Source organism: Solirubrobacter pauli (assembly GCF_003633755.1).
GTDB lineage: Bacteria > Actinomycetota > Thermoleophilia > Solirubrobacterales > Solirubrobacteraceae > Solirubrobacter > Solirubrobacter pauli.
The window spans coordinates 1,503,099-1,527,229 of sequence record NZ_RBIL01000002.1 but is presented as its reverse complement, the minus strand read 5'-3'; the positions used below and the strand labels follow the sequence as shown (position 1 = coordinate 1,527,229).

The 24,131-nt window shown below is 73.5% G+C and carries 35 protein-coding genes; 12 read left to right on the top strand and 23 right to left on the bottom strand.

The window, feature by feature from the left end:
* Positions 1-3: 3 nt before the first annotated feature.
* The 3 genes from C8N24_RS26810 to C8N24_RS34365 are packed head-to-tail and all read left to right on the top strand — an operon-like array spanning position 4 to position 2,370.
* A complete protein-coding gene (locus tag C8N24_RS26810) occupies positions 4-840 on the top strand; it encodes an AAA family ATPase (RefSeq protein ID WP_121255932.1) in 837 nt (278 codons plus the stop codon).
* Complete coding sequence (locus C8N24_RS26805) at positions 833-2,125, top strand: vWA domain-containing protein (protein WP_121255930.1); 1,293 nt, start codon at positions 833-835, stop codon at positions 2,123-2,125. The genes C8N24_RS26810 and C8N24_RS26805 overlap by 8 nt, the downstream gene beginning before the upstream one ends.
* A 59-nt stretch (positions 2,126-2,184) precedes the next feature.
* A complete protein-coding gene (locus C8N24_RS34365) occupies positions 2,185-2,370 on the top strand; it encodes a hypothetical protein (protein WP_170179447.1) in 186 nt (61 codons plus the stop codon).
* On the opposite strand, the gene C8N24_RS26795 is transcribed toward C8N24_RS34365, so the two are convergent.
* Genes C8N24_RS26795 through C8N24_RS26770 form a run of 6 tightly spaced genes read right to left on the bottom strand, consistent with a single transcriptional unit; the run spans position 2,367 to position 6,461 of the window.
* Entirely contained in the window at positions 2,367-2,546 is a 180-nt protein-coding gene (locus tag C8N24_RS26795) for a hypothetical protein (protein ID WP_121255928.1), read from the bottom strand. The genes C8N24_RS34365 and C8N24_RS26795 overlap by 4 nt on opposite strands.
* Complete coding sequence (locus tag C8N24_RS26790; RefSeq protein WP_170179446.1) at positions 2,543-2,953, bottom strand: SRPBCC domain-containing protein; 411 nt, start codon at positions 2,951-2,953, stop codon at positions 2,543-2,545. Before C8N24_RS26790 ends, C8N24_RS26795 begins: the two co-directional genes overlap by 4 nt.
* On the bottom strand, positions 2,950-3,513 hold the full coding sequence (locus C8N24_RS26785) for a nucleotidyltransferase family protein (RefSeq protein ID WP_121255923.1): 564 nt from the start codon (positions 3,511-3,513) through the stop codon (positions 2,950-2,952). Before C8N24_RS26785 ends, C8N24_RS26790 begins: the two co-directional genes overlap by 4 nt.
* 10 nt (positions 3,514-3,523) lie before the next feature.
* Positions 3,524-4,135: a Crp/Fnr family transcriptional regulator gene (locus C8N24_RS26780; RefSeq protein ID WP_245971977.1), complete on the bottom strand. Its 612-nt coding sequence runs from the start codon at positions 4,133-4,135 to the stop codon at positions 3,524-3,526.
* Positions 4,136-4,169: 34 nt separating this feature from the next.
* Positions 4,170-4,361, bottom strand: a complete 192-nt coding sequence (locus C8N24_RS26775) for a hypothetical protein (protein WP_121255919.1) — start codon at positions 4,359-4,361, stop codon at positions 4,170-4,172.
* A gap of 60 nt (positions 4,362-4,421) precedes the next feature.
* Positions 4,422-6,461, bottom strand: coding sequence for an MMPL family transporter (locus C8N24_RS26770; RefSeq protein WP_121255917.1), 2,040 nt, complete (start codon positions 6,459-6,461; stop codon positions 4,422-4,424).
* A 102-nt stretch (positions 6,462-6,563) separates the two neighbouring features.
* Between C8N24_RS26770 and C8N24_RS26765 the strand changes: the two genes are divergently transcribed.
* Positions 6,564-7,046 (top strand): MarR family winged helix-turn-helix transcriptional regulator, encoded by a 483-nt coding sequence (locus C8N24_RS26765; RefSeq protein WP_121255915.1) that lies wholly within the window; start codon positions 6,564-6,566, stop codon positions 7,044-7,046.
* Here the strand turns inward: C8N24_RS26765 and C8N24_RS26760 are convergent.
* The 4 genes from C8N24_RS26760 to moaC are packed head-to-tail and all read right to left on the bottom strand — an operon-like array spanning position 7,035 to position 10,018.
* Positions 7,035-7,394: a hypothetical protein gene (locus C8N24_RS26760; protein WP_121255913.1), complete on the bottom strand. Its 360-nt coding sequence runs from the start codon at positions 7,392-7,394 to the stop codon at positions 7,035-7,037. The two genes, C8N24_RS26765 and C8N24_RS26760, sit on opposite strands and share 12 nt — an antisense overlap.
* 9 nt (positions 7,395-7,403) lie before the next feature.
* The gene (locus tag C8N24_RS26755; RefSeq protein WP_121255911.1) at positions 7,404-8,591 is read right to left on the bottom strand and encodes a molybdopterin molybdotransferase MoeA; all 1,188 of its coding nucleotides are present in this window, start codon (positions 8,589-8,591) and stop codon (positions 7,404-7,406) included.
* A gap of 6 nt (positions 8,592-8,597) precedes the next feature.
* Complete coding sequence (moaA, locus tag C8N24_RS26750) at positions 8,598-9,593, bottom strand: GTP 3',8-cyclase MoaA (RefSeq protein WP_245971976.1); 996 nt, start codon at positions 9,591-9,593, stop codon at positions 8,598-8,600.
* Positions 9,590-10,018 carry a cyclic pyranopterin monophosphate synthase MoaC gene (gene moaC, locus C8N24_RS26745; protein WP_211340219.1) on the bottom strand — a complete coding sequence of 143 codons (429 nt, stop codon included), beginning with the start codon at positions 10,016-10,018 and terminating at the stop codon, positions 9,590-9,592. The genes moaA and moaC overlap by 4 nt, the downstream gene beginning before the upstream one ends.
* Before the next feature lie 64 nt (positions 10,019-10,082).
* Here moaC and C8N24_RS26740 point away from each other — a divergent pair, with 64 nt between their 5' ends.
* The 5 genes from C8N24_RS26740 (at position 10,083) to C8N24_RS26720 (ending at position 13,098) form a co-directional block, all read left to right on the top strand.
* Complete coding sequence (locus C8N24_RS26740; protein ID WP_170179445.1) at positions 10,083-10,730, top strand: molybdenum cofactor biosynthesis protein; 648 nt, start codon at positions 10,083-10,085, stop codon at positions 10,728-10,730.
* Positions 10,718-11,107: a TOBE domain-containing protein gene (locus C8N24_RS26735; protein WP_121255905.1), complete on the top strand. Its 390-nt coding sequence runs from the start codon at positions 10,718-10,720 to the stop codon at positions 11,105-11,107. The genes C8N24_RS26740 and C8N24_RS26735 overlap by 13 nt, the downstream gene beginning before the upstream one ends.
* Positions 11,108-11,143: 36 nt before the next feature.
* Positions 11,144-11,986, top strand: coding sequence for an amidohydrolase family protein (locus C8N24_RS26730; protein ID WP_121255903.1), 843 nt, complete (start codon positions 11,144-11,146; stop codon positions 11,984-11,986).
* A complete protein-coding gene (locus tag C8N24_RS26725; protein WP_121255901.1) occupies positions 11,983-12,444 on the top strand; it encodes a cupin domain-containing protein in 462 nt (153 codons plus the stop codon). Before C8N24_RS26730 ends, C8N24_RS26725 begins: the two co-directional genes overlap by 4 nt.
* Positions 12,445-12,516: 72 nt before the next feature.
* Positions 12,517-13,098, top strand: a complete 582-nt coding sequence (locus tag C8N24_RS26720) for a sugar transferase (protein ID WP_170179444.1) — start codon at positions 12,517-12,519, stop codon at positions 13,096-13,098.
* Here C8N24_RS26720 and C8N24_RS26715 read toward each other — a convergent pair.
* Positions 13,068-14,339, bottom strand: coding sequence for a hypothetical protein (locus C8N24_RS26715; protein WP_121255897.1), 1,272 nt, complete (start codon positions 14,337-14,339; stop codon positions 13,068-13,070). The two genes, C8N24_RS26720 and C8N24_RS26715, sit on opposite strands and share 31 nt — an antisense overlap.
* Here C8N24_RS26715 and C8N24_RS26710 point away from each other — a divergent pair.
* On the top strand, positions 14,324-14,824 hold the full coding sequence (locus tag C8N24_RS26710) for a YncE family protein (protein ID WP_121255895.1): 501 nt from the start codon (positions 14,324-14,326) through the stop codon (positions 14,822-14,824). The two genes, C8N24_RS26715 and C8N24_RS26710, sit on opposite strands and share 16 nt — an antisense overlap.
* Here C8N24_RS26710 and C8N24_RS26705 read toward each other — a convergent pair.
* The 5 genes from C8N24_RS26705 to C8N24_RS26685 are packed head-to-tail and all read right to left on the bottom strand — an operon-like array spanning position 14,782 to position 18,360.
* Positions 14,782-15,192 carry a hypothetical protein gene (locus C8N24_RS26705; RefSeq protein WP_121255893.1) on the bottom strand — a complete coding sequence of 137 codons (411 nt, stop codon included), beginning with the start codon at positions 15,190-15,192 and terminating at the stop codon, positions 14,782-14,784. The genes C8N24_RS26710 and C8N24_RS26705 overlap by 43 nt on opposite strands.
* Positions 15,189-16,373, bottom strand: coding sequence for a molybdopterin-dependent oxidoreductase (locus C8N24_RS26700; protein WP_121255891.1), 1,185 nt, complete (start codon positions 16,371-16,373; stop codon positions 15,189-15,191). The genes C8N24_RS26705 and C8N24_RS26700 overlap by 4 nt, the downstream gene beginning before the upstream one ends.
* A complete protein-coding gene (locus C8N24_RS26695; RefSeq protein WP_121255889.1) occupies positions 16,370-17,041 on the bottom strand; it encodes a class I SAM-dependent methyltransferase in 672 nt (223 codons plus the stop codon). Before C8N24_RS26695 ends, C8N24_RS26700 begins: the two co-directional genes overlap by 4 nt.
* Positions 17,038-17,676: a TIGR04282 family arsenosugar biosynthesis glycosyltransferase gene (locus C8N24_RS26690; protein ID WP_211340158.1), complete on the bottom strand. Its 639-nt coding sequence runs from the start codon at positions 17,674-17,676 to the stop codon at positions 17,038-17,040. Before C8N24_RS26690 ends, C8N24_RS26695 begins: the two co-directional genes overlap by 4 nt.
* 36 nt (positions 17,677-17,712) lie before the next feature.
* The gene (locus tag C8N24_RS26685) at positions 17,713-18,360 is read right to left on the bottom strand and encodes a glycosyltransferase family 2 protein (RefSeq protein WP_121255885.1); all 648 of its coding nucleotides are present in this window, start codon (positions 18,358-18,360) and stop codon (positions 17,713-17,715) included.
* Positions 18,361-18,388: 28 nt separating this feature from the next.
* On the opposite strand from C8N24_RS26685, the gene C8N24_RS26680 reads away from it, so the two are divergent.
* Both C8N24_RS26680 and C8N24_RS26675 read left to right on the top strand, forming a co-directional pair.
* Positions 18,389-19,417: an NAD-dependent epimerase/dehydratase family protein gene (locus C8N24_RS26680; protein ID WP_121255883.1), complete on the top strand. Its 1,029-nt coding sequence runs from the start codon at positions 18,389-18,391 to the stop codon at positions 19,415-19,417.
* The gene (locus C8N24_RS26675) at positions 19,414-20,241 is read left to right on the top strand and encodes a PfkB family carbohydrate kinase (RefSeq protein ID WP_121255881.1); all 828 of its coding nucleotides are present in this window, start codon (positions 19,414-19,416) and stop codon (positions 20,239-20,241) included. The genes C8N24_RS26680 and C8N24_RS26675 overlap by 4 nt, the downstream gene beginning before the upstream one ends.
* Before the next feature lie 17 nt (positions 20,242-20,258).
* Here C8N24_RS26675 and C8N24_RS26670 read toward each other — a convergent pair whose 3' ends face one another.
* The 7 genes from C8N24_RS26670 to C8N24_RS26640 form a co-directional block, all read right to left on the bottom strand.
* Entirely contained in the window at positions 20,259-21,311 is a 1,053-nt protein-coding gene (locus C8N24_RS26670) for a glycosyltransferase (RefSeq protein WP_121255879.1), read from the bottom strand.
* Positions 21,312-21,350: 39 nt separating this feature from the next.
* Positions 21,351-21,560 (bottom strand): hypothetical protein, encoded by a 210-nt coding sequence (locus C8N24_RS26665; RefSeq protein WP_121255876.1) that lies wholly within the window; start codon positions 21,558-21,560, stop codon positions 21,351-21,353.
* 87 nt (positions 21,561-21,647) lie between these two features.
* Positions 21,648-21,947: a hypothetical protein gene (locus C8N24_RS26660; RefSeq protein WP_147448004.1), complete on the bottom strand. Its 300-nt coding sequence runs from the start codon at positions 21,945-21,947 to the stop codon at positions 21,648-21,650.
* 65 nt (positions 21,948-22,012) lie between these two features.
* Positions 22,013-22,963 carry an NAD(+) diphosphatase gene (nudC, locus tag C8N24_RS26655; RefSeq protein WP_121255872.1) on the bottom strand — a complete coding sequence of 317 codons (951 nt, stop codon included), beginning with the start codon at positions 22,961-22,963 and terminating at the stop codon, positions 22,013-22,015.
* A gap of 3 nt (positions 22,964-22,966) precedes the next feature.
* The gene (locus C8N24_RS26650) at positions 22,967-23,176 is read right to left on the bottom strand and encodes a dodecin (RefSeq protein WP_121255870.1); all 210 of its coding nucleotides are present in this window, start codon (positions 23,174-23,176) and stop codon (positions 22,967-22,969) included.
* Complete coding sequence (locus tag C8N24_RS26645; protein WP_121255868.1) at positions 23,173-23,808, bottom strand: MBL fold metallo-hydrolase; 636 nt, start codon at positions 23,806-23,808, stop codon at positions 23,173-23,175. Before C8N24_RS26645 ends, C8N24_RS26650 begins: the two co-directional genes overlap by 4 nt.
* Positions 23,805-24,125 carry a co-chaperone GroES gene (locus C8N24_RS26640; RefSeq protein ID WP_121255866.1) on the bottom strand — a complete coding sequence of 107 codons (321 nt, stop codon included), beginning with the start codon at positions 24,123-24,125 and terminating at the stop codon, positions 23,805-23,807. Before C8N24_RS26640 ends, C8N24_RS26645 begins: the two co-directional genes overlap by 4 nt.
* Between the last annotated feature and the right edge of the window lie 6 nt (positions 24,126-24,131).

The window sequence follows — 24,131 nt, the reverse complement described above, 5'->3', positions numbered from 1 at the left end:
TGAGTGCAGTCGCCGCAGGATGTTTCGCGGGCCCTGGCCGGTGAGGGCTACCTCGCCGACCAGGGCCTCGCCACGGCCGCGTATCTCGCCTTCGCCCTGGAGCAGCCGCTGCTCCTCGAGGGCGAGGCGGGCGTGGGCAAGACCGAGGTCGCCCGCGCGCTCGCCGCGGCGACCGGCGCGGAGCTGATCCGGCTCCAGTGCCACGAGGGCATCGACCTCCATCACGCCGTCTACGACTGGGACTACCAGCGGCAGCTGCTCGCGATCCGGGCGGCTGAGGCGGGTGCGCCCGCGCGCGAGCTGTTCGGGCCGGAGTTCCTGCTGCGCCGCCCGCTGCTGGAGGCGCTCGAGCACGAGGGCGGTCCGGCCGTGCTGCTGATCGACGAGATCGACCGCGCGGACGACGAGTTCGAGGCCTTCCTGCTCGAGTTCCTGGCCGACTTCGCGATCACGATCCCCGAGCTGGGCAGGATCTCCGCCGCCCAGCCGCCGCTCGTGATCCTGACGTCGAACCGCACGCGCGAGCTGCACGACGCGCTCAAGCGCCGCTGCCTGTACCACTGGATCGACTACCCGACGCCCGAGCGCGAGGCCGAGATCGTCCGCACCCGGCTGCCCGGCGTGCCGGAGGAGGTCGCCGCGCGCGTATGCGCCGCGGTGGCGCGCCTGCGCGAGCGTGAGCTCTACAAGCTGCCGGGCGTCGGCGAGACGATCACGTGGGCGCGGGCGCTGCTCGCGCTGGACGGCGAGACGTCGCTGGACGACACCCTCGGCGTCGCCCTGAAGGTGCGCGAGGACATCGATCGCGTGCGCCGCGACAAGGTCCTCGAGGGTGCCTGACGAGCCGCGGATCGCCTCCGGCCACGCGCAGATCGCCGAGCAGGCGCGTGAGAACGTCACGCGCCGCGCCCGCGCGCAGGAAGCCGACGAGGCGACGATCGCGCGCGCCGAGGCCGCGCTCGCGGCGCGAGGCGCGGAAGCTGAAGGCCCTGGGCCTTTGACTTCGCTCGGGGAGCACCTGTCCGCCCAGGTCGGCGCGCTGGCCGGCCAGCTCCGGGCCCATGGGGCACGGGTGGGCATGGGGGAGGTGCTGGCGGCCCAGCGGGCGCTCGCCGCCGTCGACGCGTCCGACCGCACCGAGGTGTTCTTCGCGCTGCGGGCCGCGCTGTGCTCGACGCGCGCGGAGATGAACGCGTTCGCGGAGGCGTTCGTCGCGGTGTTCGGGGCCGGTGAGGCGCGTGACGCGCTCGACGAGCTGGGGGAGGTCGCCAAGCAGGCGCTGCCGCGCGTCGGCATCCCGCCGCAGGGCGACGAGGCACCCGGCTCGGAGCTGACGCCCGCGCCCGCCGCCTGGAGCGAGGAGGAGCTGCTGCGGGAGAAGGACTTCGCGGAGTACACGGACGCCGAGCGGGCGGCCGCGCGCCGGCTGCTGCACCGGATCGCGCTGCGCGGGCCCCTGCGGCGCTCGCGGCGGACGGTCCCGACGACGCGCCGGCGCGAGACGCACGACCTGCGCGCGACCATCCGCGCGTCGCTGCGCACCGGTGGCGAGCTGCTCGAGCGCCGCTACCGCGAGCCGGCCCAGCGTCCGCGGCGGCTCGTGCTGATCTGCGACGTCAGCGGCTCGATGGCGCCCTACAGCCGCATGCTCCTCCAGTACATGCAGGCGTGCGTGGCCGCCCGGGCCCGCGTGGAGGCGTTCGTGTTCGGCACGCGGCTCACCCGCGTCACCCGCGAGCTGCGCGGCCGGGACTCCGACCGGGCGCTGCAACGCGCCGCCGCTGCGGTCGACGACTGGAGCGGCGGGACCCGGATCGGCGAGGCGATCGCCGAGCTCAACCGGGTCCACGGCCGCCGGATCGGCCGCGGGGCGATGGTGATCCTGCTGTCCGACGGCTGGGACCGCGGCGAGCCCGAGGAGCTCGCGGAGGAGATGGCCCGCCTGCAGCGCACGGCCTACCGCGTGATCTGGCTCAACCCGCTGGCCGCCGATCCGCGCTACGAGCCGCTCACACGCGGGATGAAGGCCGCGATGCCGCACGTGGACCGGTTGCTCCCCGGCAACTCGATCGCGAGCCTGGAGACGCTCGCCGAGCTGATGGAGGCGGAAACGTCACGAGCTTGACAGTTCGGGTGTCGCGCGTGAGCACGACGCGCGGCGTCGCAGGCGCGATCGTTCCGGCCATGAACAAGGTCCGCCTCGCCACCGTGATCGCCGCGCTCGTCGTCGCCGCCGTCCCGAGCACCGCTTCCGCCACCGGCGGCGGAGGCCCGCACGTGCGCGTCTTCGACGGCGTCGTCGACGACGCCCCGGCGCTGTCGACGGGCCGTCACGAGACCGCGAAGAACAGCGTCGGCAACATCCGCTAGAGGCGTTCGGCGTGCTCCTCGACCAGCCGCCGTTGGATCGGCGTCAGGTCGGGGAGCGCGTCACCGGCCAGCAGCCGGCGCGCGGCCTGGGCGAGCGTGAGGCCGGTGCCGGTGAGCACCTGGCCGATCAGCGGCGGGACGTCGCCGGAGCAGACGCTGCAGTGCTCGTCGCTCACGCGGCCGCCTCCGCTTCGAGCTTGTGGGACAGGCAGTTCCCGAAGTCGCGCAGCAGCCGGCCCGACAGGTCCTGCACCAGCCCGCCGAAGAGCGCGATCCCGCCGATCTCCGCCAGGTCGGCGGCGGCGGTGACGTCGGCGACGCCGTCGCGCTCGGCCACCGAGACGATCGCGCCGTGGTGGCCGGTGTGCAGGTGCAGCACGCGCGCCGCAGGGTCGCTGTGCGTGATCGCGACGGTGCCGTTCAGCCGCATGAAGCCGACGTGCAGCTCGCCGCGGAACGTGTCGCCTTCACGGCCCGTGATCCGCGCGCCCGGCAGGCACGGCACCACGCGCTCGAGGTCGTTGAGCGCGGCGAAGACCGCGTCCGCGTCGGCGCGGACCTCGAAGGTCTGCTCGATCTTCACAGCGCCTGCAGCTCCTCGGGGGTGTCGACGTCGACGGCGTCGGCCAGCGCGCTCGCGTCCCACTTGCGGACGCTGAAGCGGGCGAGCAGCTCGCGCGCGCCCTGGTCGCCGTGCAGCTCGTCGGCCGCGGCCAGCACCGGCGGGCCGAGCACGACCGGATGCCCGGGCCTGCCGTCGTAGAGCGCGCGTACGGCGTCGTAGCCGTCGAGCTGGCCCAGCGCGGCGCTGATGACCGCCGGGGTGATGAACGGCTGGTCGCCGAGCGTGACGACCACGGCGTCGGCGTCGCGTGCCGCCGTCAGCCCGCGCCGCAGCGAGGCCGCCTGCCCGTCGGCCCAGTCGTCGGCGATCACGACCTCCGCGGCGCCGAAGTCCACGGCCGCGCGGATCGCGTCCGCGTCGTGCCCGAGGACGACGACCACCCGGTCGAGCTCGGGCACGGCCGCCATCGCCGCGAGCGCGTGCGCGAGCAGCGGCCGGCCGTGCAGCTCGGCGAGCTGCTTGGTCGCGGCGCCGAAGCGGCGTCCGGCACCGGCGGCGAGGATGAGGCCCACGGGCATGGATCCCAGGCTAGCCAGCGCGGGTGACGAGCGCCGCCGCGTCGAGCACCTCGATCCGGCCGCGCTTGAGCGCCAGCTCGCCGCGGGCCTGGGCGTCGCGCACGACCCGGTTGACGGTCGCGCGCGACGTGCCCGCCAGGTTCGAGAGCTCCTCCTGCGTCAAAGGCACGACGCCCTCGGAGACGCCGAACTCCGCCAGGCGCCGCAGCACGCGGCGGTCGGCGGGGACGTAGTGGGCCTCGAGCAGCAGCTCCGACAGGCGCCGCACGCGCAGGGCGAGCGCGCGGGCGAGCAGGTCGGCCACGCCCGGGTGGCGCTGGACGAGCGCGTCGAAGTCGAGCTTGTGGATCGCGCGCGTCTCGGCCTTCTCGAGCGCGACCACGGTGGCCGAGCGCGGCCCGACCCCGTCGAGCAGCGCGATCTCGCCGAACGTCTCGCCCGGGCCGAGCAGCGACAGCATCACCGTGTCGCCGAGCGGCGTCTGGATGCGCACGGCGAAGCGGCCGGAGTGCACGAGGTGCAGCGTGTCCGCTGGGTCGCCGTGGTGGAAGACGACCTCGCGCCGCGCGAACGTCCGGCGGCGCGCGATCGACAGCAGCCGCCGCGCGTCGTCTTCCGGCACTCCCGCCAAGATCGGCCATTGCACGGGCGGAAACCTACAAGTCGAGCCGGTCCTGCAGACGCTCGAGCTCGCGGAGCTCGTCCGCGAGGTCGCCCGTGACGGGCTGTCCGCTCGAGATCTGCGCGCGCAGGGTCGCGACGCGCACGACCTGTTCCTGAATGAGCGTGACGAGGCCCGCGCGTGCGAAGCGCTGCCCCGGGGAGGTGTATTCGACGGTCGACGTCACGCTGCGGGAGGTTCCTCTCCTGGCGGCGCCTCGTCGCGCTCATCCGTCACACGCGAAGTGTCAAGCGCGCGACAGTGCGGGCGCCTCCAGCTCGGTATGGGGGACGATCCGGTCCAGCCAGCGCGGCATCCACCAGTTGCGCTCGCCGAGCAGCTGCATCACGGCGGGCACGAGCACGAGCCGGACGACCGTGGCGTCGACGAGCACGGCTGTCGCCAGCCCGATGCCGATCAGCTTCAGGAACACCTCGGGCGAGAGCGCCAGCGCCCCGAAGACGACGACCATGATCGCCGCTGCGGCGCTGATCACGCCCGCCGTGCGCGTGAGCCCCTCGGTGACCGCGCGCGACGTCGAGCGCCCGCTCAGCCACGCCTCGCGCACCCGCGAAAGCAGGAACACCTCGTAGTCCATCGAGAGCCCGAAGAGCGTCGCGAACATGATCACCGGGATGAACGGCGGCACGGGCGTGGCCGTGTCGATGCCGACGAGCTGGCCGGCCCAGCCGCCTTGCGCGAGCAGGGCGACCACGCCGTAGGCGGCGCCGACGCTGAAGAGGTTGAGCACCGCCGCCTTCAGGGCGACCGTGACGCTGCGGAACGCGACCAGCAGGAGCAGCAGCGAGAGCCCGACGACGCCGCCGATGAACAACGGCAGCCGGGCGCTCGTCGCCTGCGCCTGGTCGACGGCCTGCGCGGTGCGCCCGCCGATCACGACGTCCTCGCCCAGCCGGCCGTCACGCAGCCGCTCGAGCAGGTCCTCGGTGGCCGTGGACTCCGGCGCGGTGGTCGGGTTGGCGAGGATCAGCGCCGTGTCGCCGGCGGGGTTGACCTGCGGCGGGGCGACCGACGCGACGCCGGCCTCGCCCCGCAGGGTGGACGCGACGGGCTCGGCGGCCGCGGCCGGCGCGACGATGACGAACGGGCCGTTCGCGCCCGCCCCGAAGTGCTGCGTGACGAGGTCGAACGCCTGACGCGTCGTCGTCTCCTCGCGGTCGTTGCCGGCGTCCGGGAACCCGAGCCGCAGGCCGGTGACGGGTGAGGCGAGCGCGAGCAGGACGAGCGTCCCGGCAATCGCGGCCGTCCACGGTCGCTTCTGCACGGCACGGCTCCAGCGGCCGGCGAACGCGCCGCCGCCGTGGGACGCGCGCCGCCCCGGCAGGCGCAGCCGCTCGATCCGCGGGCCGGCGAAGCCGAGCAGCGCGGGCAGGAGCGTGATCGCGCCGACCATCACGACGAGCACGGCGATGATCGCGGCGAGCGCCACGCCGTACAGGTACGTCAACCCCATCGCGAACAGGCCCAGCAGCGAGATGACGACGGTCAGGCCGGCGATCAGCACCGACCGCCCGGCCGTGCCGACCGCCTCGCGGATCGCCGCCTCACCGCCGCCGGCCGCGCGGTAGCGCGTGAGGATCAGCAGCGCGTAGTCGATGCCGACGCCGATGCCGAGCATCGCGGCGACGGTGGAGGACCAGTCGGGCGTGGGCAGGACGGCGGCGAGCAGCATGATCAACCCGGTCGCGATGCCGAGGCCGAACAGCGCCAGGAGCAGCGGCAGCCCGGCCGCCACGACCGTGCCGAGCGCGACCAGCAGCACGAGGAAGGCCACCGTGAGGCCGATCGCCTCGCTCGAGATCGGGCCCTGCTGCGCCTGCTGGATGACGCCGCCCCCGAGCTCCACGTCCGCGGCCGCGCCCAGCTCCAGCAACCGGTCGCCGGTGGTCCGAGGCACCTCGTCCGGCAACATCGTCAGGGGGAGCCGGACGACGCCGACGGCACCGTCCGGGGAGATCTGCGGCTCGCCCGCCGGGCCGATGCCTTTGAGCTTCGTCGCCTGCTGCAGGAAGGCGGTGGGCGTCCCGTCGGCCGTGCGCCAGACGACGTCGATGGTGTCCGGCGAGGTCGCGGGGAAGCGCGTCTCGAGCGCCTCCGCGGCCGCCTTGGAGTCCGATCCAGGCGTGTTGTAGTCGGCCGAGAACGTGCCGCCGAGCGTGGCGGCGAGCGCGATCGACACGACCAGGGCACCGACCCATGCGCCGAGGACGAGGCGGCGCCGCCGGAAGGCGAAGGCGCCGAGGCGGGCGAGACGAGAGGTGGGCATGACCAGTTCCCTTTCCGAAGCAAGCGTTGACACAGCAACCGTTGCTAAGGAAAGCGCGTCAGGGTTGACTTGTCAACCGTTGCGTCTACAGTTGTCTGCGCAATGGGAATCGATCACGACGAAGACGGCAAGTGGCGCGCGTTCTACGGGACGATCCAGGTGAGCGCACGGCTGCTCGAGCTGGTCGGCGCCCGCATGGAACGTGAGTCCGGACTGCAGGCGGCGTGGTTCGAGGTCCTCGCGCAGGTCCACAAGCACCCGGTGCGGATGGGGGAGCTGGCGGAGTCGCTGACGCTCTCCCGCGGCGGCGCCACGCGGTTGGTGGCCCGCATGGAGCAGGAGGGCCTCGTCGAGCGGGAGATCCCCAAGGACGATCGCCGCGCCACCTACGCCCGGATCACCGACAAGGGTCGTGAGGCGTTCGAGGGGGCGATGCCCGTGCACATGCAGGCCGTCGAGGAGCTCTACAGCCGCTTCATCACCGAGGAGCAGGCCGCGGTGCTGCGCGAGGCCAACGCGCGGGTGCTGCTCGGCAACGGGCTGGCCTGCGCTCCCGTCACCGACGGCTTCGAGCTAGCCGAGTAGCCGCGCCTTCGCGGCGGCGAGCTCGTCCGCGAGCATCGCCTCGGTGCGCTGCCGGATCAGGTCCTGGTGCGTCGGCAGCTCGTCCCACTCGACCTTGAGCCGGCTCGGGTCAGCCCGATCGAGCGTGACCGGCAGCGTCATCCCCTGGTGGGGCCAGCGGTCCTGGCGGCACATGCACTCGTGCTCGACCGCGGTCGGTGCGACGCCGTCGGCGCTCACGATCAGGTGCAGGACGATGTTCGAGGCCACCGCGGGGCGCGCCGGCCGGCTGCAGGCGACGATCTGCGCGCTGCCGCGCACGGGGTCCTTGATGCGCTTGCCGCGCAGCCAGTCGAGCGTCAGTCCCATCGCGCGACCCTACAGGCGCAGCAGGTCGACTTCAGCGCCCGCGGGGAGCGAGCCTGAGCCGTGGGGCGCGATCGCGAAGCCATCGCTCTCGCCGAGCGCGCCCGTCATGTGCGAGCCCTGGCGCTCGGTCGGCCACGCGACGAGCACGCCGTCCGCGTCCGGGACGAGCTTGGAGATCAGGAACGTCGTACGGTTGTCCGACGGGCCGGCGGGCTCGCCGAGGCGACCCTTGACGAGCCGCGGCTGCACGTTCGCCTCGCCGCGCAGGCGTCGCAGCGCGGGCAGCACGAAGATCGACGTGCCGACGATCGCCGACAGCGGGTTGCCCGGCAGGCCGAACACGAGCGTCTTGCCGCGGCGGCCGAACCACAGTGGCTTGCCGGGCTTGATCCGCACGCGCCAGAAGACCTCCTCGACGCCGCAGGCCTCGAAGGCGGGCTTGACGTGGTCGTGCGGGCCGACGCTCACGCCGCCGCTGACGATCAGGATGTCGGCCTTCAGGCCCTCCTCGATCGCTGCGCGCGTGGCCTCGAAGTCGTCGGGGATCGGCGGCTGCTGCGTGACCTCGCCGCCCGCGGCGCGGACGAGCGACGTGACCACGAGCGAGTTCGACTCGTAGATCTTCCCCGGCTCGGGCGGCGCGCCCGGCGGCAACAGCTCGGAGCCGGTCACGATCAGCGCGACGCGCGGGGTGCGGGGGACGGACACCGTCGCCACGCCCGCGCTGGCGAGGGCGGACAGGCGCGGGACCGTGAGCACGTCGCCCGGGCGGGCGAGCACGTCGCCGGCGTGCACGTCCTCGCCGCGGCGGCGGATGTGCAGGCCGGTCCGGACGCTCGCGGCCGCCGTCACGGTGTCGCCGGCGACCGTCGTGTCCTCGACCTTCAGGATCGCGTCGGCGCCGTCGGGGATCGCCGCCCCAGTCGAGATCCGGGCCGCTTGCCCCGGGCCGATCGACAGTGTGTCGCCGCCGGCCGCGAGGTCACCCACGATCGTGAGCTGCGCGCCGTCGTGCACGTCCTCGGCGCGCACGGCGAACCCGTCCATCGCCGTCCGGTCGAACGGCGGCAGGTCGATCGCGGCGTGCGCCTCCTCCGCGACCACGCGCCCTTCGGCGCGCGGCAGCGGCACGGTCTCGGGCTCGAGCGCCTCGATCCCGTCCAGGACCAGCGCGAGCGCCTCGTCGAAGTCCTTCACGAAGCGTCAGCCGCCGATTTGCGACATCGTGCGCAGCGGCTGGACGAAGCCCTCGTCGTTGACGTCGTGCTTGAGCTCCTTCTCCCAGACGGCGGCGCGGATGATCCGCTCGAGCTCGTCGTCGGAAGCGCCCGCGCGCATCGGGCCACGCAGGTCGGTCTCGGTCATCGAGAACAGGCAGGTGCGCAGGTTGCCCTCGGCGGTGATGCGGATCCGGTTGCAGTCGCCGCAGAACGGCTCGCTCACGGGGGAGATGAAGCCGATCGAGCCCTGGCCGTCCGCGAACTCCCAGCGGCGCGAGGTGCCGTGGCGGTCGCGTCCCAGGTCCTTGAGCGGGTACGCGGCGTGGATCAGCCGGCGGACCTCCGCGTTGGGGAGCACGCGGTCGCGCGACCACGTGCGGTCGGCGTCCAGCGGCATGAACTCGATGAAGCGGACCTCGTACGGGTGCTTGCGCGCGAACTCCGCGAAGCGCACGACCTCGTCCTCGGTGAAGTCCTTGAGCGCGACCGCGTTGACCTTGATCGGGCGCAGCTCGGGGTGGCGCTCGGCGGCCGCGAGCCCGTCCAGCACCTGCTGGAGCGAGTTGCGGCGGGTGAGCTGGAAGAAGCGGTCGGCGGCGAGCGAGTCCAGCGACACGTTCACGCGCCGCAGGCCGGCCTTGACGAGCTGCTCGACCTGGCGCTCGAGCAGGTAGCCGTTGGTCGTGAGCGAGAGGTCGTGGACGTTCTCGTCGGCGCTCAGCAGCTCGACCAGCCGCCACAGCTCGCGGCGGGCGAGCGGCTCGCCGCCCGTGAGGCGCACGTCGTGCACGCCCATGCTGGCCAGCAACCCGACCAGCCGCGCGATCTCCTCGTAGCTGAGCAGGTCCTCGCGGTCCAGCCAGGGGAGGCCCTCGGCCGGCATGCAGTACTGGCAGCGGAAGTTGCAGCGGTCCGTCACCGAGATGCGGACGTCGCCGATCTTGCGCTTGTGGCCGTCGTAGAGCTGCTCTCTGATCATCGGTGGTAGTCCTTCTTCCCACCGGTCTTGTCGAGCAACTCCACGCGTTCGACGACGACGCCGTGCTCGATGCCCTTGACCATGTCGTAGATGGCGAGGGCGCCGATCGAGCAGGCGACCATCGCCTCCATCTCGACGCCGGTGCGGGCGTCGACGCGCGCCTCGCAGACCAGCGTGACCGTTCCCGCCTCGACGTCGACGGTGATGTCCGTGCCGACCGAGGAGAGCGGGAGCGAGTGCGCGAGCGGGATCAGCTCGTCGGTGCGCTTGGCGGCCTGGATGGCGGCCAGGCGGGCGACCGCGAGCACGTCGCCCTTCGGCGCGTCCCCGGCCTGCACCCGGGCGGCGGTGTCCGGCGACATCCGCACGACCGCGCGGGCGCGGGCCCAGCGTGACGTCTCGTCCTTGCCGGAGACGTCGACCATGCGGGCGTTGCCCTCGGAGTCGAGGTGAGTGAGCGTGCCCTCCACAACACCTATGGTACGGGGCGTGAAGATCTCGGTTCGCCTGTTCGCCGGCCTGCGTGAGCGCGCGGGTGCGGATCACGTCGAGCTGGAGCTGCCCGACGACGCGCGTGCAGGCGACGTGCTGGCCGCGATGGGGCTCGCTCCCGGGCAGTGCATCGTCGCGCTCGACCGCGAGTACGCGCGGGTCGACGAGCGCGTGCTGCCGACCCACGAGGTCGCGCTGATCCCGCCCGTGAGCGGCGGTGCCGACGAGGTCGTCCGCCTGGTCGAGGTGACCGAGCAGCCGCTGGACCCGGCGCCGATCCTGGCGGCCGTGCGCGACCCGCGCGCCGGTGCCGTCGTGCTCTTCGAGGGCGTCACGCGGGACGTCGAGGCGCTCGACTACGAGGCCTACGTCGAGATGGCGGCGCAGCAGCTGCGGACGATCGCCGAGGAGGTCGCGGCCAAGCACGGGCTGTGCGCGGTCGCCGTGATCCACCGCGTCGGACGCGTGCCGCTGAGCGAGCCGTCGGTGCTGTGCGCCGCGTCCGGGCCGCACCGCGGCGAGACGTTCGCCGGTGCGCGCGAGCTGATCGACCGGGCCAAGGCCGAGGCGCCGATCTGGAAGGTCGAGCTCACGCCCGAGGGCCCGCAGCGCGTGGAAGGCGCGCTGCCCGAGTGGCCGACCTGACCCTCGGCGAGGCGGCGCGGGCGCTCGGCGTCTCCGCCGACACGCTGCGGCGCTGGGACCGCGCGGGCAAGCTGCGCACGGTCCGCGACGCCCGCAACCGCCGGCTGGTCCCGGAGGCGGAGATCGAGCGCCTTTCCGACCGCCCGCAGCGCCCGCCGACCGGCGCGCGGCTGTCCGCCCGCAACCGCTTCGCGGGCATCGTGCGCTCGGTCGAGGTGGACGGCGTGATGGCGCTCGTGGAGATCGAGGCGGGTCCGTACATCGTGGTCGCGGCGGTCACGCGCGACTCGGTCGAGGAGCTCGGGCTGGCGCCCGGAGTGCACGCCACCGCGGCGGTCAAAGCGACCTCCGTGATGGTCGAACGCACTAACCCTTGAAAGTCGATCGGGTTTGTCGATAATGTAGGCCAGACCGTGCGGCGCGCCGACATCCACCAGCACCTGTGGCCAGAGGCCCTCCTCTCCTCGTTGGCGCGCCGCTCGGTCCAACCTCGCCTGAAGCGCGACGGGCACGGGTGGTGGCTCGATCTCCCGGGCGACGAGCCCGCGCCGTTCGACCCGGCCGCGCACGACCCGTCCACGCGCACCGGCTTCGACCGGATCATCGTCGCGCCGTCGCTGCCGATCGGCCTTGAGGCGCTGCCCGAGGCCGAGGCGCTGCTGGAGGACTACCACCGTGGCGTGCTCGAGCTGGGCCCGCCCTTCGAGCTGTGGGCGAGCCCGGCACGGCCCGAGCTCGTCGACGAGCTGCTGGACGCCGGCGCGCTCGGCATCGCGCTCCCGGGACGCGCGCTGCTCGAGCTCGAGCGCTGGCACCGGGCGCTGGAGCGCCTCGCGGAGCGCCACGCGCCGCTGCTCATCCATCCCGGCCCGGCCGCCGGCTCGCCCGCCTGGTTCCCCGCGTTGACGGGCTACGTGGCCGAGATGCACACCGCCTGGCACGCCTGGGCGGAGTGGGGGCGCCCGCAGCACGCGGACCTCACCGTGGTCTTCGCGATGCTCGCCGGCCTCGCGCCGCTGCACGCCGAGCGGCTGGCCGCGCGCGGCGGCCCGGCGCACGCGGTCCACGACCCGCTGACCTTCTACGACACGTCCTCCTACGGGCCGCGCGCGATCGACGCGATGCTGCGCGTCGTGGGCGTGGACCGGCTCCTGCACGGGACCGACGTGCCGGTGGTGGCCCCGCACGACCTCGCGCCGCTCGGCGAAGCGGCGCTGCACGCCTTGACGGTCGCCAACCCGGAGCGAGTGCTGTGACGGAACCGGAGCTGGAAGTGCTCGTGCGCGAGCTGGCCGAGGATCGCTCGCAGTGGGAGCACCTCGTCCGCCACTCGCGTGAGCAGCGCGAGTACGTGGAGCTGCACCGCGACGACGACGTCGCCGTGTGGCTGATCTGCTGGATGGACGAGCACGACACCGGCTTCCACGACCACGACCTGTCAGGCGGCGCGGTCGCCGTGGCGGAGGGCGCGGTCGCGGAGGACCGCCTCGCACTCGGCGGTCCGCCGGTGACGCGCGTCGCCAAAGCGGGCGAGTCGTTCCACTTCACGGCGTCGGACATCCACCGGGTCCGCCATTGCGGCAGTGAGCCGGCGGTCACCATTCACGCCTATTCGCCGCCCCTGTGGCGGATGGGCGCCTACGAGATCCTCCCGGGCGGCGAGCTGCGGCGGCATTCCCTGTCGTACGCGGAAGAGCTGCGCCCGCTCTCGTAGATCCGTCCGTCCTCCTTCTCTGTAGGCCGTCCATCTGGGATGGTCTGGGCACCACCCGTAGGAGCGTGTCGCATGTCGACGCGAATGATGGAGCACGGACTGCACCGGTCACCCGATGTCGAGCGGGCCGCTGAGCGGCTTGCGCGGCCGCGTGCCCGCGCAGCGCTCCTCGCCAAGCGCCTGCTGGACACCGTGCTCGCGCTCGTGCTGCTCGTCGCGGTCCTGCCGGTGCTCGTTCTCGTGCTGCTGATGCTCGGGTTCGCGGGGGAGGGCATGATCGAGCGGCGGACGCGGCTCGGGCGGCACGGTCGCTCGGTCGTGCTGACGCGCTTCCAGGCGCTGCCGGGCGGCGCGGTCGGGCGCTGGCTGGAGCGGGCGGGCGCGCGTGAGCTGCCGCTGCTGCTGGCGGTCCTGCGCGGCCGCGTCTCGTTCGTCGGGCCGCGGATGGTGGAGCCGGGCACGGGGTCCGGGCACACCGGCCCGCGGCGGCTGATGGCGCCGGGGCTGATCGGGCCCGCGCAGCTGCGAGGCGGAGACGCCGACACCGCGCTCGACGACGCGTACGTCGAAGGTTGGTCGCTGTGGCGTGATCTGCAGCTGCTCGCCGGGCGCGGGCCCGCCGCTCACCAGAGCGTGTCGAAGAGCAGCTCGTAGACCACGGCCTGCACCGCGAGCGCGCCGACGAGCAGCGTCGGGCGCTTGACGAGCGGCGCCGCCGCCAAGCACACGAACGGCACCAGGAACAGCCAGATGCGCTCGGTCTCGGCCTTGGTGAAGCCGGCCACGGACGCGACGAGGATGACGCTGAAGATCGCGATCGCCTCGGGCCCCCGCTGGGCGAGCCGCGCGACGGCCAGCCAGGCGATCGGCGCGCCGAGGATGAGGAAGAACGCCGTGGGGGAGCCGAACAGCCAGAACCAGTACGGGCGGCGCGACGCGATCCCGACCGTGTAGACGTCGTGCGTGGCGTGGAAGGTGCCGATCGGATCCCAGCCGGTGGCCGCCGCGAGCGCGGCCTGGGTGGCGACCAGCGCGATCCCGCAGGCGACGGCGAGCTTGAGGGCCGGCTTGAAGCCGTCCCGGGTCAGGAGCAGGATCGTCGCCCACGCGCCGACCGCCAACAGGCTCCACGCGAACATCGTCACCACCGCGAGCACGAGCGCGCCGAGCACGACGCGGCCGGAGAGCAGCGGGATCGCGGCGAGCAGGCCCAGCGTGAGGAAGACGGCGTCCGCGGAGGTCGCGCCGAAGTGGAGCATCGCGGGGGCGAACGCCGCGAGCACGCCGGCGATCCGTGCCGTCCGCTCCTCGAACAGGCGCCGCGCGAGCACGTACGTGAGCGGCGCGGACAGCGCGCCGACGAGGATGCAGAACGCCGCCAGCTTCGGCCCGGTGTCCAGGCCGAGGTAGTGCATGGTCAGCACGAGCCCGGGCGGGTGGCCGGCGCTGTGCACGGGCAGCGCGGGCACGAGCTCGGCGAAGCGGTCGAGGAAGAAGCGCGGCCCGTAGTCGAGCGCGGCGAGCGTCGGCAGGTACTCGTTCTTGCCCTCACCGCGGGGCAGGACCTCGAGCGCGCGGTCGTAGTCCGTGCCCAGCCGGGCGGCGAACAGGACGAGCCGCAGCACCAGCGTGAGCGCGAGCAGCGCCGCGGCGAACGGCAGCGCCTTGAGCCGCAGGAGCGGGTTGACCAGCGCGACGCCGGCCACGAAGCACGGCACCGCGAGCAGCATCCAGGCGGTGACCTCGGGGTTCCACGCGCCGATGAACGGCGGGTGCGGCACGCCGAGCAGCCTCCCGTGCCCGTCCTCCCACAGGCCGACGAAGACCGTGGCCGCCGCCAGGATCGCGGCGACGAGCGGCGTGGCATGCTGCTTGGCGAATGCGCCGACTCGCACCGCTACTGCTCGTCCTGCTCGCCGGCTGTGGCTCGATGGCCGAGGCCCAGCTGCCGGACCCCGCCGGTCCGCCGTCGGCGAACGTCGCGGAAGGCGCGCCGAAGCTCGCGACGTGCCGGGATCAGCTCGCCACTCAGTGGCTGGCCGACAAGGCGCAGCTCGCCGTCCTGTGCGGGCGCGAGCGGACCGTCGACGTGTACGACGTGGCCTCCGGCAAGCGCGTCGGCAGCACGGGAGCGGGCATCGGGCCGACCGACCTGGTCAGCGACGGCAAGGACGCGATGTATGTCGTCGACTCCGAGGGCGACGCGCTGCTCGTCTACCGCCGCTCGCCCTTCCAGCTGATCCGTCGCGTCCACATCATCGGCGGACCGTACGCGATCGCGTTCGACCGTGAGCGCTGGGGGCTCGACATCACGCTGTCCGACAAGACGGTCGTGCACTACAAGGCGGGCTGGCGGCCCGTTCTCGAGCGCACGAGGTAGACGACGGCCGACAGCGCGAACAGCGCCGCGGTGAGCAGCAGCCAGCGCGTGCCGTAGCCGTCCCAGGTCAGGCCGGACACGCGGGCGTAGGCGCCTTCCCCCTTGCCGCGGATCGTGCCCCAGAAGACGAGCAGCGTCAGCAGCGAGAGCCCCGCCGGGATGCGGACGTAGTTGATGCGGGTGCCCGGCAGCGCCAGCCGGCCGGCGCGGTCGGCGGCGGAGTACAGCGGCAGCACGATGAAGTCGTGCACGATCACCGCGCCGACGAGCCACAGCACGACGTTCGACGCCGCGCGGAAGTCGAGCACGGTGATCAGGGCCCACGCCGCGAGCGGCAGGAAGATCAGGTGGGCGAGCCAGAGCCTCATGCCTGGAAGGTCATCTCCGCGACCCACTTGGTGTTGTGCACGCCGGGCAGCGCGGGGACGATGATCCGCGCCGGGTAGCCGTGGTCGAGCGAGAGGTCCGCGCCGTTGACCTTGAGCGCGAGCAGCGCATCGTCGGCGGCGATCTGGTCGCGGCCCAGCGACGCCCGGCGCAGCACGCCGGCCTTCTGCAACGACTGCACGAGCACCTGCTGCGCGTTCGGGGCGCCGGCCCGCTTCGCCAGCTCGGACAGGCGCACGCCGGTCCACTCCTGCGTGGTGGTCCAGCCCTCGACGCACGCGATGGGCAGGCGCGCCGTGTGCTGGGGGAGGGCGAGCAGATCCTCACGCGTGAAGGCGGTCACGCGGTCGCCCAGGCGCAGGACGAGCTGGTAGTCCGGCCCGGTCATGTCGGCGGTGATGCCGGCCGCCTTCGCCGTCTTGTTGACCGGGAACCCGCTGTCGCGGCGGGGTGCGAACAGCGCGGTCTTGCGCAGCGGCCCGCCGAGCGACTGGCCCGCGTTGCCGAGCAGCAGGGTGAGGGCGCCGGCTCCGGCGAAGGCGATCACGCCGCGGCGGGAGATCGTCGGCTCGTCCAGGTCCTCGCGGATCGGCTTCATCCACTCGCGGTCCCGGCGCGCCTGGAAGACGACCGGCAGCTTGATGATCACGTGGATCGCGAGCGAGGCCACGAACACGATCGCGCCGTAGTAGTGCGCCACCACGAAGTTGAACTTGAACGGGTACCAGTACTGCGCGTTGGCGACGCCCGTAGCCAGTTGGAAGACGCTGCTGGAGACGAGGAGCGCGATCGAGAGCCGCTCGACCGCCTGCGCGGGGCTCGTCGCCGGCGGCCACACGAACAGCCGCGGGATCACCGACCACAGCTTCGCGAGCAGGAAGGGAATGACCATCAGGCCGACGTTCGTGTGCAGCCCCTGCGTGACGGCGTAGAGGTAGGTCGGCGAGGCCGGCCAGCCCAGGATGAGCGGGAAGTCCTTGTCCGCGGGCACGATCGCGTTGCCCGGCAGGTTCGGCGAGTACGCCATGTGGCTCAGGAAGCCCGTCAGCGCGACGATGCTCGTGAGGACGAGCAGGATCAGCCCGAGGACGCCGGTGAGCCACGGCCCGCGGATCGGCGAGCGGAAGAACCCCGGCTGGAACGGGCCGGGCGGCGCCTTCACGGGCGCCGCCCGAGCGTGACGAAGGTGCGTCCGGACAGCTCCCGCCGGTCCCTCACGCGCAACCCCGCCCGCCCGGCGATCAGCGCCGCATCATCGGCCCCGACCCGCGCCCACCTGAACCACTCCGACACCATGTCCGGCGCCTCGATGCGCACCCGCACGCGCCGCGTCGGGACGCCCGCCGCGTCCGTCTCGACGACGATCACGCCGTCCGGCGCCAGCAGCTCGACCGCCCGCTTGAGCAGCAGCACCGGCGCGCCGCCGATGCCGATGTTGCCGTCCAGCAGCAGGATCGTCCGGTAGCGGCCGGGGACCTCGTCCCACAGCGAGCCGCTGATCGCGGTCGCGCCGCGTTCCCGCGCGAACGCCACCGCCACGGGGGAGAGGTCGACGCCCAGCCCGTGCTTGCCGAGCTCGCGCAGCCGCGCCAGGTGCCGTCCGGGGCCGCAGCCCATGTCGAGCACGGGCGCCTGCACGTCGGCGAGGATCGCGTCGTCGGTGGCGTCGGCGGGCGCCAGCCAGCGGTCCAGCGGCAGCTCCGCGGAGACCCCGTCGGCGCCGCGGATGCGCGCCCGTGGCGCCGGCCCGGAGCCGTCCAGGTGCTGTGCGGCGGAGGCCAGCAGCCGCCCGTAGAGCGCGTCCGCGGGCAGCGCCGCGATCGCCGTCACGCCGCGATCTCCTGCTCGATCGCCGCGTCGGCCAGCGTCGCGGCGAAGCGGCTCTGCGGCGCGAGGGCCGCCACCGCGAGCGCGTCCTCGTACGTGTCGACGTCCAGCAGCGGGCGCAGGATCGCCGGCTCCATGCCCATCGCGCGCATGTGGGCCAACTGCACCTCGCCGGTGTTGTCGCAGCTCATCGGGACGCCGTCGAACACGCGCTCGCTACCGGGCTGCAGGCCGATGCACCACCAACCACCGTCGAGCGCGGCGCCGAACGCCGTGCCGCCGTGGGCGACGGCTCGCAGACCGCGGTCGAGCAGCGCCGGCGTCACCTGCGGCGTGTCCATGCCGACGAGGAACGCGGGGTCGCCGACGTCCTCGAACGCCGCGGCGAGCCGCTCCTCGAGGCCGTCTCCGCGCTGGGCGATGACTTCGAAGCCGGGCGGGAGCCACGGCCCGGGGTCGCCGTCGAGCACGATCACGCGGCGAGCGGCGCCGCGGGCGGTGGCCGCCGCGGCGAGGGTGTCCGTCAAGGCCGCGCGTGCGAGCGCGGCGGCCTGGTCCGGCGTGAACGGCGGGGTGAGACGCGTCTTCACCCGGCCGGGCACCGGTTCCTTGGCGATCACGAGAAGTGCAGGACCCACAGTTCCTCTAGCGTGCCCCGGCCGATCCTGGATCACTCATTCGCGCAAGACCCCCGCCATGTCGCGCACGGCGCGGACCGTGCCCTTCATCGTCCCGGTGACCTTGGACTCGCCGTCGCGCGGGTGATAGGCGACCGGGACCTCGCCGATCCGCCACCCGGCCGACGCCGCGCGCAGGACCATCTCGAGCGGCCAGCCGAAGCGCCGGTCCTGGATGCCGAGCGCGAGCAGCGCTTCGCGGCGGGCCGCCCGCATCGGGCCGATGTCGCGCAGCTTGACCTTCGAGCGCCGGCGCAGCTCGAGCGCGAGCACCGTGTTCGCGACGCGGGCGTGGACCGGCCAGGCGCCGCGGGCGGTCGGCTTGCGGGCGCCGAGCATCAGGTCGAACGCGCCCGCGGTGACGGGATCGGCGACCTTCGGCAGCTCCTGCGGGTCGAACGACGCGTCGCAGTCCATGAAGCACACGAGGTCGGCGGTCGCGGCCGTGAGCCCGGCGAAGCAGGCGGCGCCGAAGCCGGGCGTGGTCTCGCGCACGACCTGCGCGCCGAGCTGCGCGGCGAGCTCCCCGGATCCGTCCGTCGAGTTGTTGTCGACGACGATCGGCGTGTAGCCGGCGGGCATCCGCTCCAGCACCCACGGCAGGGCGTCACGTTCGTCGAGGACCGGGAGGATCACGTCGGGCACGCGGCGGAACGGTATAGCCTGGCGCCGCGTGATCCTCGTGACCGGCGGGGCCGGCTTCATCGGCTCGCACATCGTCGACGCGCTGCTCGAGCGTGGCGTCGAGGTGCGGGTGCTCGACATGCTCTTGGCGGCCGCGCATCGCGAGCGGCCCGACTACCTGGACCCGCGGGCGGAGTTCGTCGAGGCCGACGTGCGCGACCCGGAGACGATCGCCGGCGCGCTGGACGGCGTCTCCGCCGTCTGCCATCAGTCCGCGATGGTCGGCCTCGGGCTGGACCTCGGCGACATCGCCGACTACGTGTCCCACAACGACCTCGCGACCGCCCAAGTGATCCGTGCGCTGGCCCGCAAACCGGTGCCACTCGTGCTCGCCTCGAGCATGGTCGTCTACGGCGAGGGCCGCTACCGCTGCGCCGAGCACGGCGTCGTGCGGCCCGGTCCGCGCGCGCCGGAGGAGCTGGACGCCGGGAACTTCGAGCCGCCCTGCCCGGTCTGCGGGCGCTCGTTGACGGCCGAGGCGGTCCCCGAGGACGCGCCGCTGGATCCGCGCAGCGTCTACGCCGCGACCAAGCTGGCACAGGAGCACCTGGCGAACGCGTACATGCGCGAGACGGGCGCGCCGGTGACGTCGCTGCGGTACCACAACGTCTACGGGCCACGGATGCCGCGCGACACGCCGTACGCGGGCGTCGCCTCGATCTTCCGGTCGTCGCTGGCCGCCGGCAAGGCGCCGCGCGTCTTCGAGGACGGCGGCCAGCGACGCGACTTCGTGCACGTCCGCGACGTCGCCCGCGCGAACGTCCTCGCCCTCGAGACGGGCACGCCTGGCGCCTTCAACGTCTGCAGCGGCACGCCGCGCGGCGTGGGGGACATGGCTGCGGCGCTCGCCCGCGCGACCGATGGCCCCGACCCGGTGGTCACGGGTGAGTGGCGCGGGGGAGACGTGCGGCACGTGTTCGCCTCCGCCGAGAAGGCCCGCACCGAGCTCGGGTTCACGGCCGAGGAGGACTTCGAGGCCGGCATGCGCGAGTTCGCGGAAGCGAAGCTGCGCGCATGACCCGGTTCGCCGTGGTGGGCCACGTCGAGTGGATCGAGTTCGGGCGGTTCAGCCACGTGCCCGAGCCGGGCGAGATCATCGACGCGACCGAGTGGTTCTCCGAGGCCGCGGGCAGCGCGGCGGTGGTCGCGGTGCAGCTCGCGAAGCTGTCCGGCGACGTCGACTTCTTCACCGCGCTGGGCGACGACTGGCGCGGCCGGGCGGCGCGCGAGCGGCTCGAGGCGCTCGGCGTCCGGGTCCACGCGGCGCCGCGTGACGCCATGCAGCGCTGGGGCTTCGTCCACCTCGACGACGACGGCGAGCGCACGATCTCGATCGTCGGCGAGCGCCACGTCCCGCACGGTGCCGACGACGTGCCCTGGGAGCGGATCGACGGCGCCGACGCCGTCTTCGTCTCCGGCGGCGACCACGCCGCGATGCAGCAGGCACGGCGCGGCCGGCTGCTCGTCGCCACGCCCCGCGCGGTGGACACGCTCGCCGGCATCCAGCTCGACGCGCTCGTCGGCTCGGGTAAGGACCGGCTCGAGCAGGTCGACCCCGAGACACTCGACCCGCCGCCGAAGCTGATCATCACCACCGCCGGCAAGGAAGGCGGCACCTGGCACGGCGCCGAGCAGCGTGAGGGCCGCTTCGAGGCCGCCGAGCTGCCCGGCCCGCTGGTCGACGAGTACGGGGCGGGTGACACGTTCGCGGCGGGCGTGACCTACGGCCTGGGTCGCGGCTGGGACCCGGACCGCACCCTCGCCTTCGCCGCCCGCGCGGGCGCCGCGAACCTCACCGGCCGCGGCCCCTACGAGGGCCAGCTCACCTCCGCCGAAAGTTAAACGTCCTGGACGTTTATTTACGCCGCAACCGCCTCGCGGCGGAGGAACAGCGGCGCGTCGTCGACCAGCGTGTGGCGGGCGATCTCGTCCGCCACGAGGCGCGCGTGGTCGCGGTAGAACGGGTCGCCGATCAGCGTGCTGACCGCCTCCGCCAGGCCGTCGGCGCCGTCGAGCGCGAGGCCCGCGCCCAGCTCGGCCACCCGCGCGGCGTTCTGCGGCTGGTCGGCGTAGAGGGGGAGGGCCGCGAGCGGCACGCCCGCCGCCATCGCGCCCAGCGTCGAGGACGACCCGCCGTGGCCGATCATGACGGCCGCCTCGGGCATGACCGCCGACTGCGGCACCCAGCGTTCGACGTGCACGTTGGCCGGGACCGGGCCGAGCGCGGTGGGGTCGACCTCGGTGCCGAGCGTCATCAGCACGCGGACGTCGAGGCCGCCCAGCGCCTCCGCCGCCTCCCGGTAGAGGTCCGGGTAGAAGCCGTTGCCGGCCGCCGTGGAGCCGAAGGACAGGTAGACGAGCGGCGCGCGCGAGCCCGCCCACCAGTCGTGGAGCACGGCCTCGCGACGCGGCCGGACGCGGAAGCGGATCGCGTTCGGGCGCGGGTCGAACGACGCCGGCGACAGCGTGAGGAACGGCTCCGCGCTCGCGACCGCCGCGCCCAGATAGCACTCGACGCGCCACACGGGCAACCCGAGCAGCGCCCCGACCCGAGCCGTCGCGTGCTCCTCGGTCTCGTGCAGCAGCACGTCCGGCCGCATCCGCCGGGCCAGCGCCAGCAGTCCCGGGAAGGCGTGGTCGGCGTACAGGCCTCCGAAGAGCTCCCCGCGCACGATCCGGTTCTGCTCGTCCGGGTCGCGGCTTGCCTGCACGCGCGCCCAGACGGGGTCGAGCAGCTCGTCCGGCGGGAGGTCGAAGCCCGCGAACGGGAGCCCCGCGCGGGCCACGTGCTCCCACGCGGCGTGCGGGGCGGCGAGCAGGACCTCGTGACCGGCCCGCTTGCAGGCGAGCGCGAACGGGACCAGCGGCGCGATGTGAGCGGCGCCGCGCGTGCTGGCGAAGAGAAAGCGCATGCCCGGCAGGACGCCGGGCCCGGCGTGGCTATTCCCGCTCTAGAAGTAGAAGCCGAGGTACGCGCCCAGCGGTGCGGCGAAGAACACGATGAAGACGATCAGCCAGAGCCAGTTGCGGTTCAGCGACCCGCCGTTGCTCAGCGCCGAGAACCACGAGCCGGCGCGGTTGGCGGCGCTCGGACCGGTATCCCAGCGCTTGGTGTCCAGGTCCGCGCCGCACACGGCGCAGCCCGCCGCGAAGGGGCTCACGGGCTCTTTGCAGTTGGGGCAGCGACTCCGGTCAGCCATCACTCACGATTATGGCGCGTCCGTGTCAGGCCTGAATAAGACGTTCGTCTAACGGTGCGGGCCGCGCGACGGAGCGCGCGTCGGCTCACGGTGCGGACGGTCACGCCGCGTGGTGAGCGGCGCACCCCGACGATCGCCCTCGTGCCCGCGCCGGCGCGCGTGCCACGGCTTGGACTCCGGAAGCGGCAGCTTCAGGCCGCCCGGGCCGGTCGGCTTCTCGGGCTCGCGGTCGTCGTCCTTCCCGCGGCGGAAGTCGTCTCCGTCGTCATCGTCGTCGTCGCGCAGCCGGAAGAACCACACCAGCCACACGACTAGGGCTCCGATGTCGAAGACACGGAGACCGACCATGAAGATCCAGCCCTCCAACGTCACGAGGCATCAAACGTTAAGCCAGCGACGAAGCGGCTGCAAGGTCAGTCGGCGAGCCAGTGCTCGATCAGACGTCGGGCGATCGCCAGACGGGGAGGAAGCGCCAGCTCGCCGCCCGGATCTCCCGGGCTGCCCCAGTTGTCCGATTCGGCCTGCGCGGCGGCGTGCTCGAGCTCGGAACGCGTGAACCAGCGCACATCCTGCAGCTCCTCGTCGCCGATGGTCGGCTCGCCGCCCTCGTAGGTCGCGGTGAAGCCGAGCATCAGGCTCGCGGGGAACGGCCACGGCTGCGAGGAGATGTACGAGACGGTCCCGACGCGGACACCGGCCTCCTCGAGCACCTCGCGCGCGACGGCCTCCTCCAGCGACTCGCCCGGCTCGACGAAGCCCGCGAGCGCCGAGTAGCGCCCGGTCGGCCACGCGGCCTGGCGGCCCAGCAGCAGCCGGTCGCCGTCCTCGACGAGCATGATCACCACCGGGTCGGTGCGCGGGTGGTGCTCGGTGCCGCAGTTCGGGCACACCCGCGTCAGCCCGCCCTCGGTGAGGTCGGACGCGTGCCCGCACGCGCTGCAGTAGCGGTGCCGGCGGTGCCAGTTCAGCAGCGCGGCCGTGTAGGCGGCCAGCCCGCCGTCGGCCCGCGAGAGCCGGGCGGCGGCTTGGCGTAGCGGCACGCGGTCGCCGGACGCGTTCACGGGCGGCTCGCCGCGCACGCCGCCGCTGCCGACCATCGGCACGCGGCCGTCGCGCGCCGGCTCCTCGTCGAACGCGAACACGGGGCCGGCCTCGTCCAGGCCGAGCAGGAGCGGCGTCTGACCGCCGTTGAGCTCGCTCAGCGCGACGAGCTCGAGGCGCCCGTCGGCGATCCGGAACCCCCGATCGCCCGCGACGACCGCGCGGGCGCCAGGATGCTCGAGCTGGGCGGCCAGCCAGGCTTCGTCACGGCGGCGGGAATCGCCGACGCGGTCGAGCGCGGCTCCCGTGAAGGCGTTCTGCAAGGGCTAGGAGTCCTCGAGACGGAAGCCGATCTTGAGCGTCACCTGGTAGTGCGTGGCGCCCTCGACGAGCGCGCCGCGGATCTCGGTGACCTCGAACCAGTCGATGTTGCGCAGCGTCTCGCCGGCCTTCGACAGCGCGCGGTCGATGGCGGGCTGGACGCCGTCGGGCGAGGTGCCCGTGATCTCGACGCTCTTGTAGACGTGGTCGCTCATGACGGGCGGTGATACCAGGGGTCGCCGTCCAATGCGTCCTGGAGGGCCGCCTTGCCCGATTTCATGACCGGCTCGCCGTGCGTGACGAGCGCGTGCTCGAAGTCGATGTCGAGCAGGCGCGCGAGTCCGGGCGCGGCCGTCTTGCGGAACCAGGCGCGGCGGTCGTCGGTGATCGGGTCGCTCATCCAGTAGCGCAGGCCGCCTTCGACGCCGACGATGCGGTCGCCGAACACGAGCGCCCTGGTCCCGGGCAGCTCGAGCGGACGCTCCTTGCCGCGGCTGAGCTTGTGCATGGTCAGGCCGAGCGGGAGGTCCTCGTCGCCGTGCACCGGCGTGCCCGCGGGCAGCCGCTTGGCGATGTCCGGATGGCCGACCAGCGTCCCGCCCCAGCGCTCGAGCGCCTCGACGCAGCTGCGCACGTGGTAGGGGATCGTGACCGCGATCACCACCTCGCCGCGGACGAGCGGGTCGAGCTCGGCCGCCACCTCGTCGTCGAGCAGCGGGTCGACGAGCACGGTCGCGTCGCCCTCGTGGACCAGGTAGGCGCCGACCTTGGAGCCGAACTCGCCCGGATGCCACTCAGGGTGCCGCAGCTCCCAGCGGTGGATGCCCGGCGCGAGCACCTGGATCATGCGGGTACCTCGTCCGGGACCTCGTCGAGGACGCCGAGCAGCTCGCCGACGCGGCACACGAGCAGGCGCTCCTCGTCGACCTCCACCCACGCGCCCGCGCTGGCGGGGAAGACGACGTGGTCGCCGGGCTTGACCGGCATCCCGATGCCCGCCCCCTCCCACCAGTCCAGGCCAGGGCCGATCGCCAGCACGATCCCGTGCTGGGGCGGCGGCTCGTGCGTCCCGGCGGGGACGAGCAGGCCGGACTGGCGGATGCGGTCGGGCTCGAGTTCCTTGACGACGACGCGGTCGAAGAGGGGACGCAGGAAGTGGCGCACGGGGCC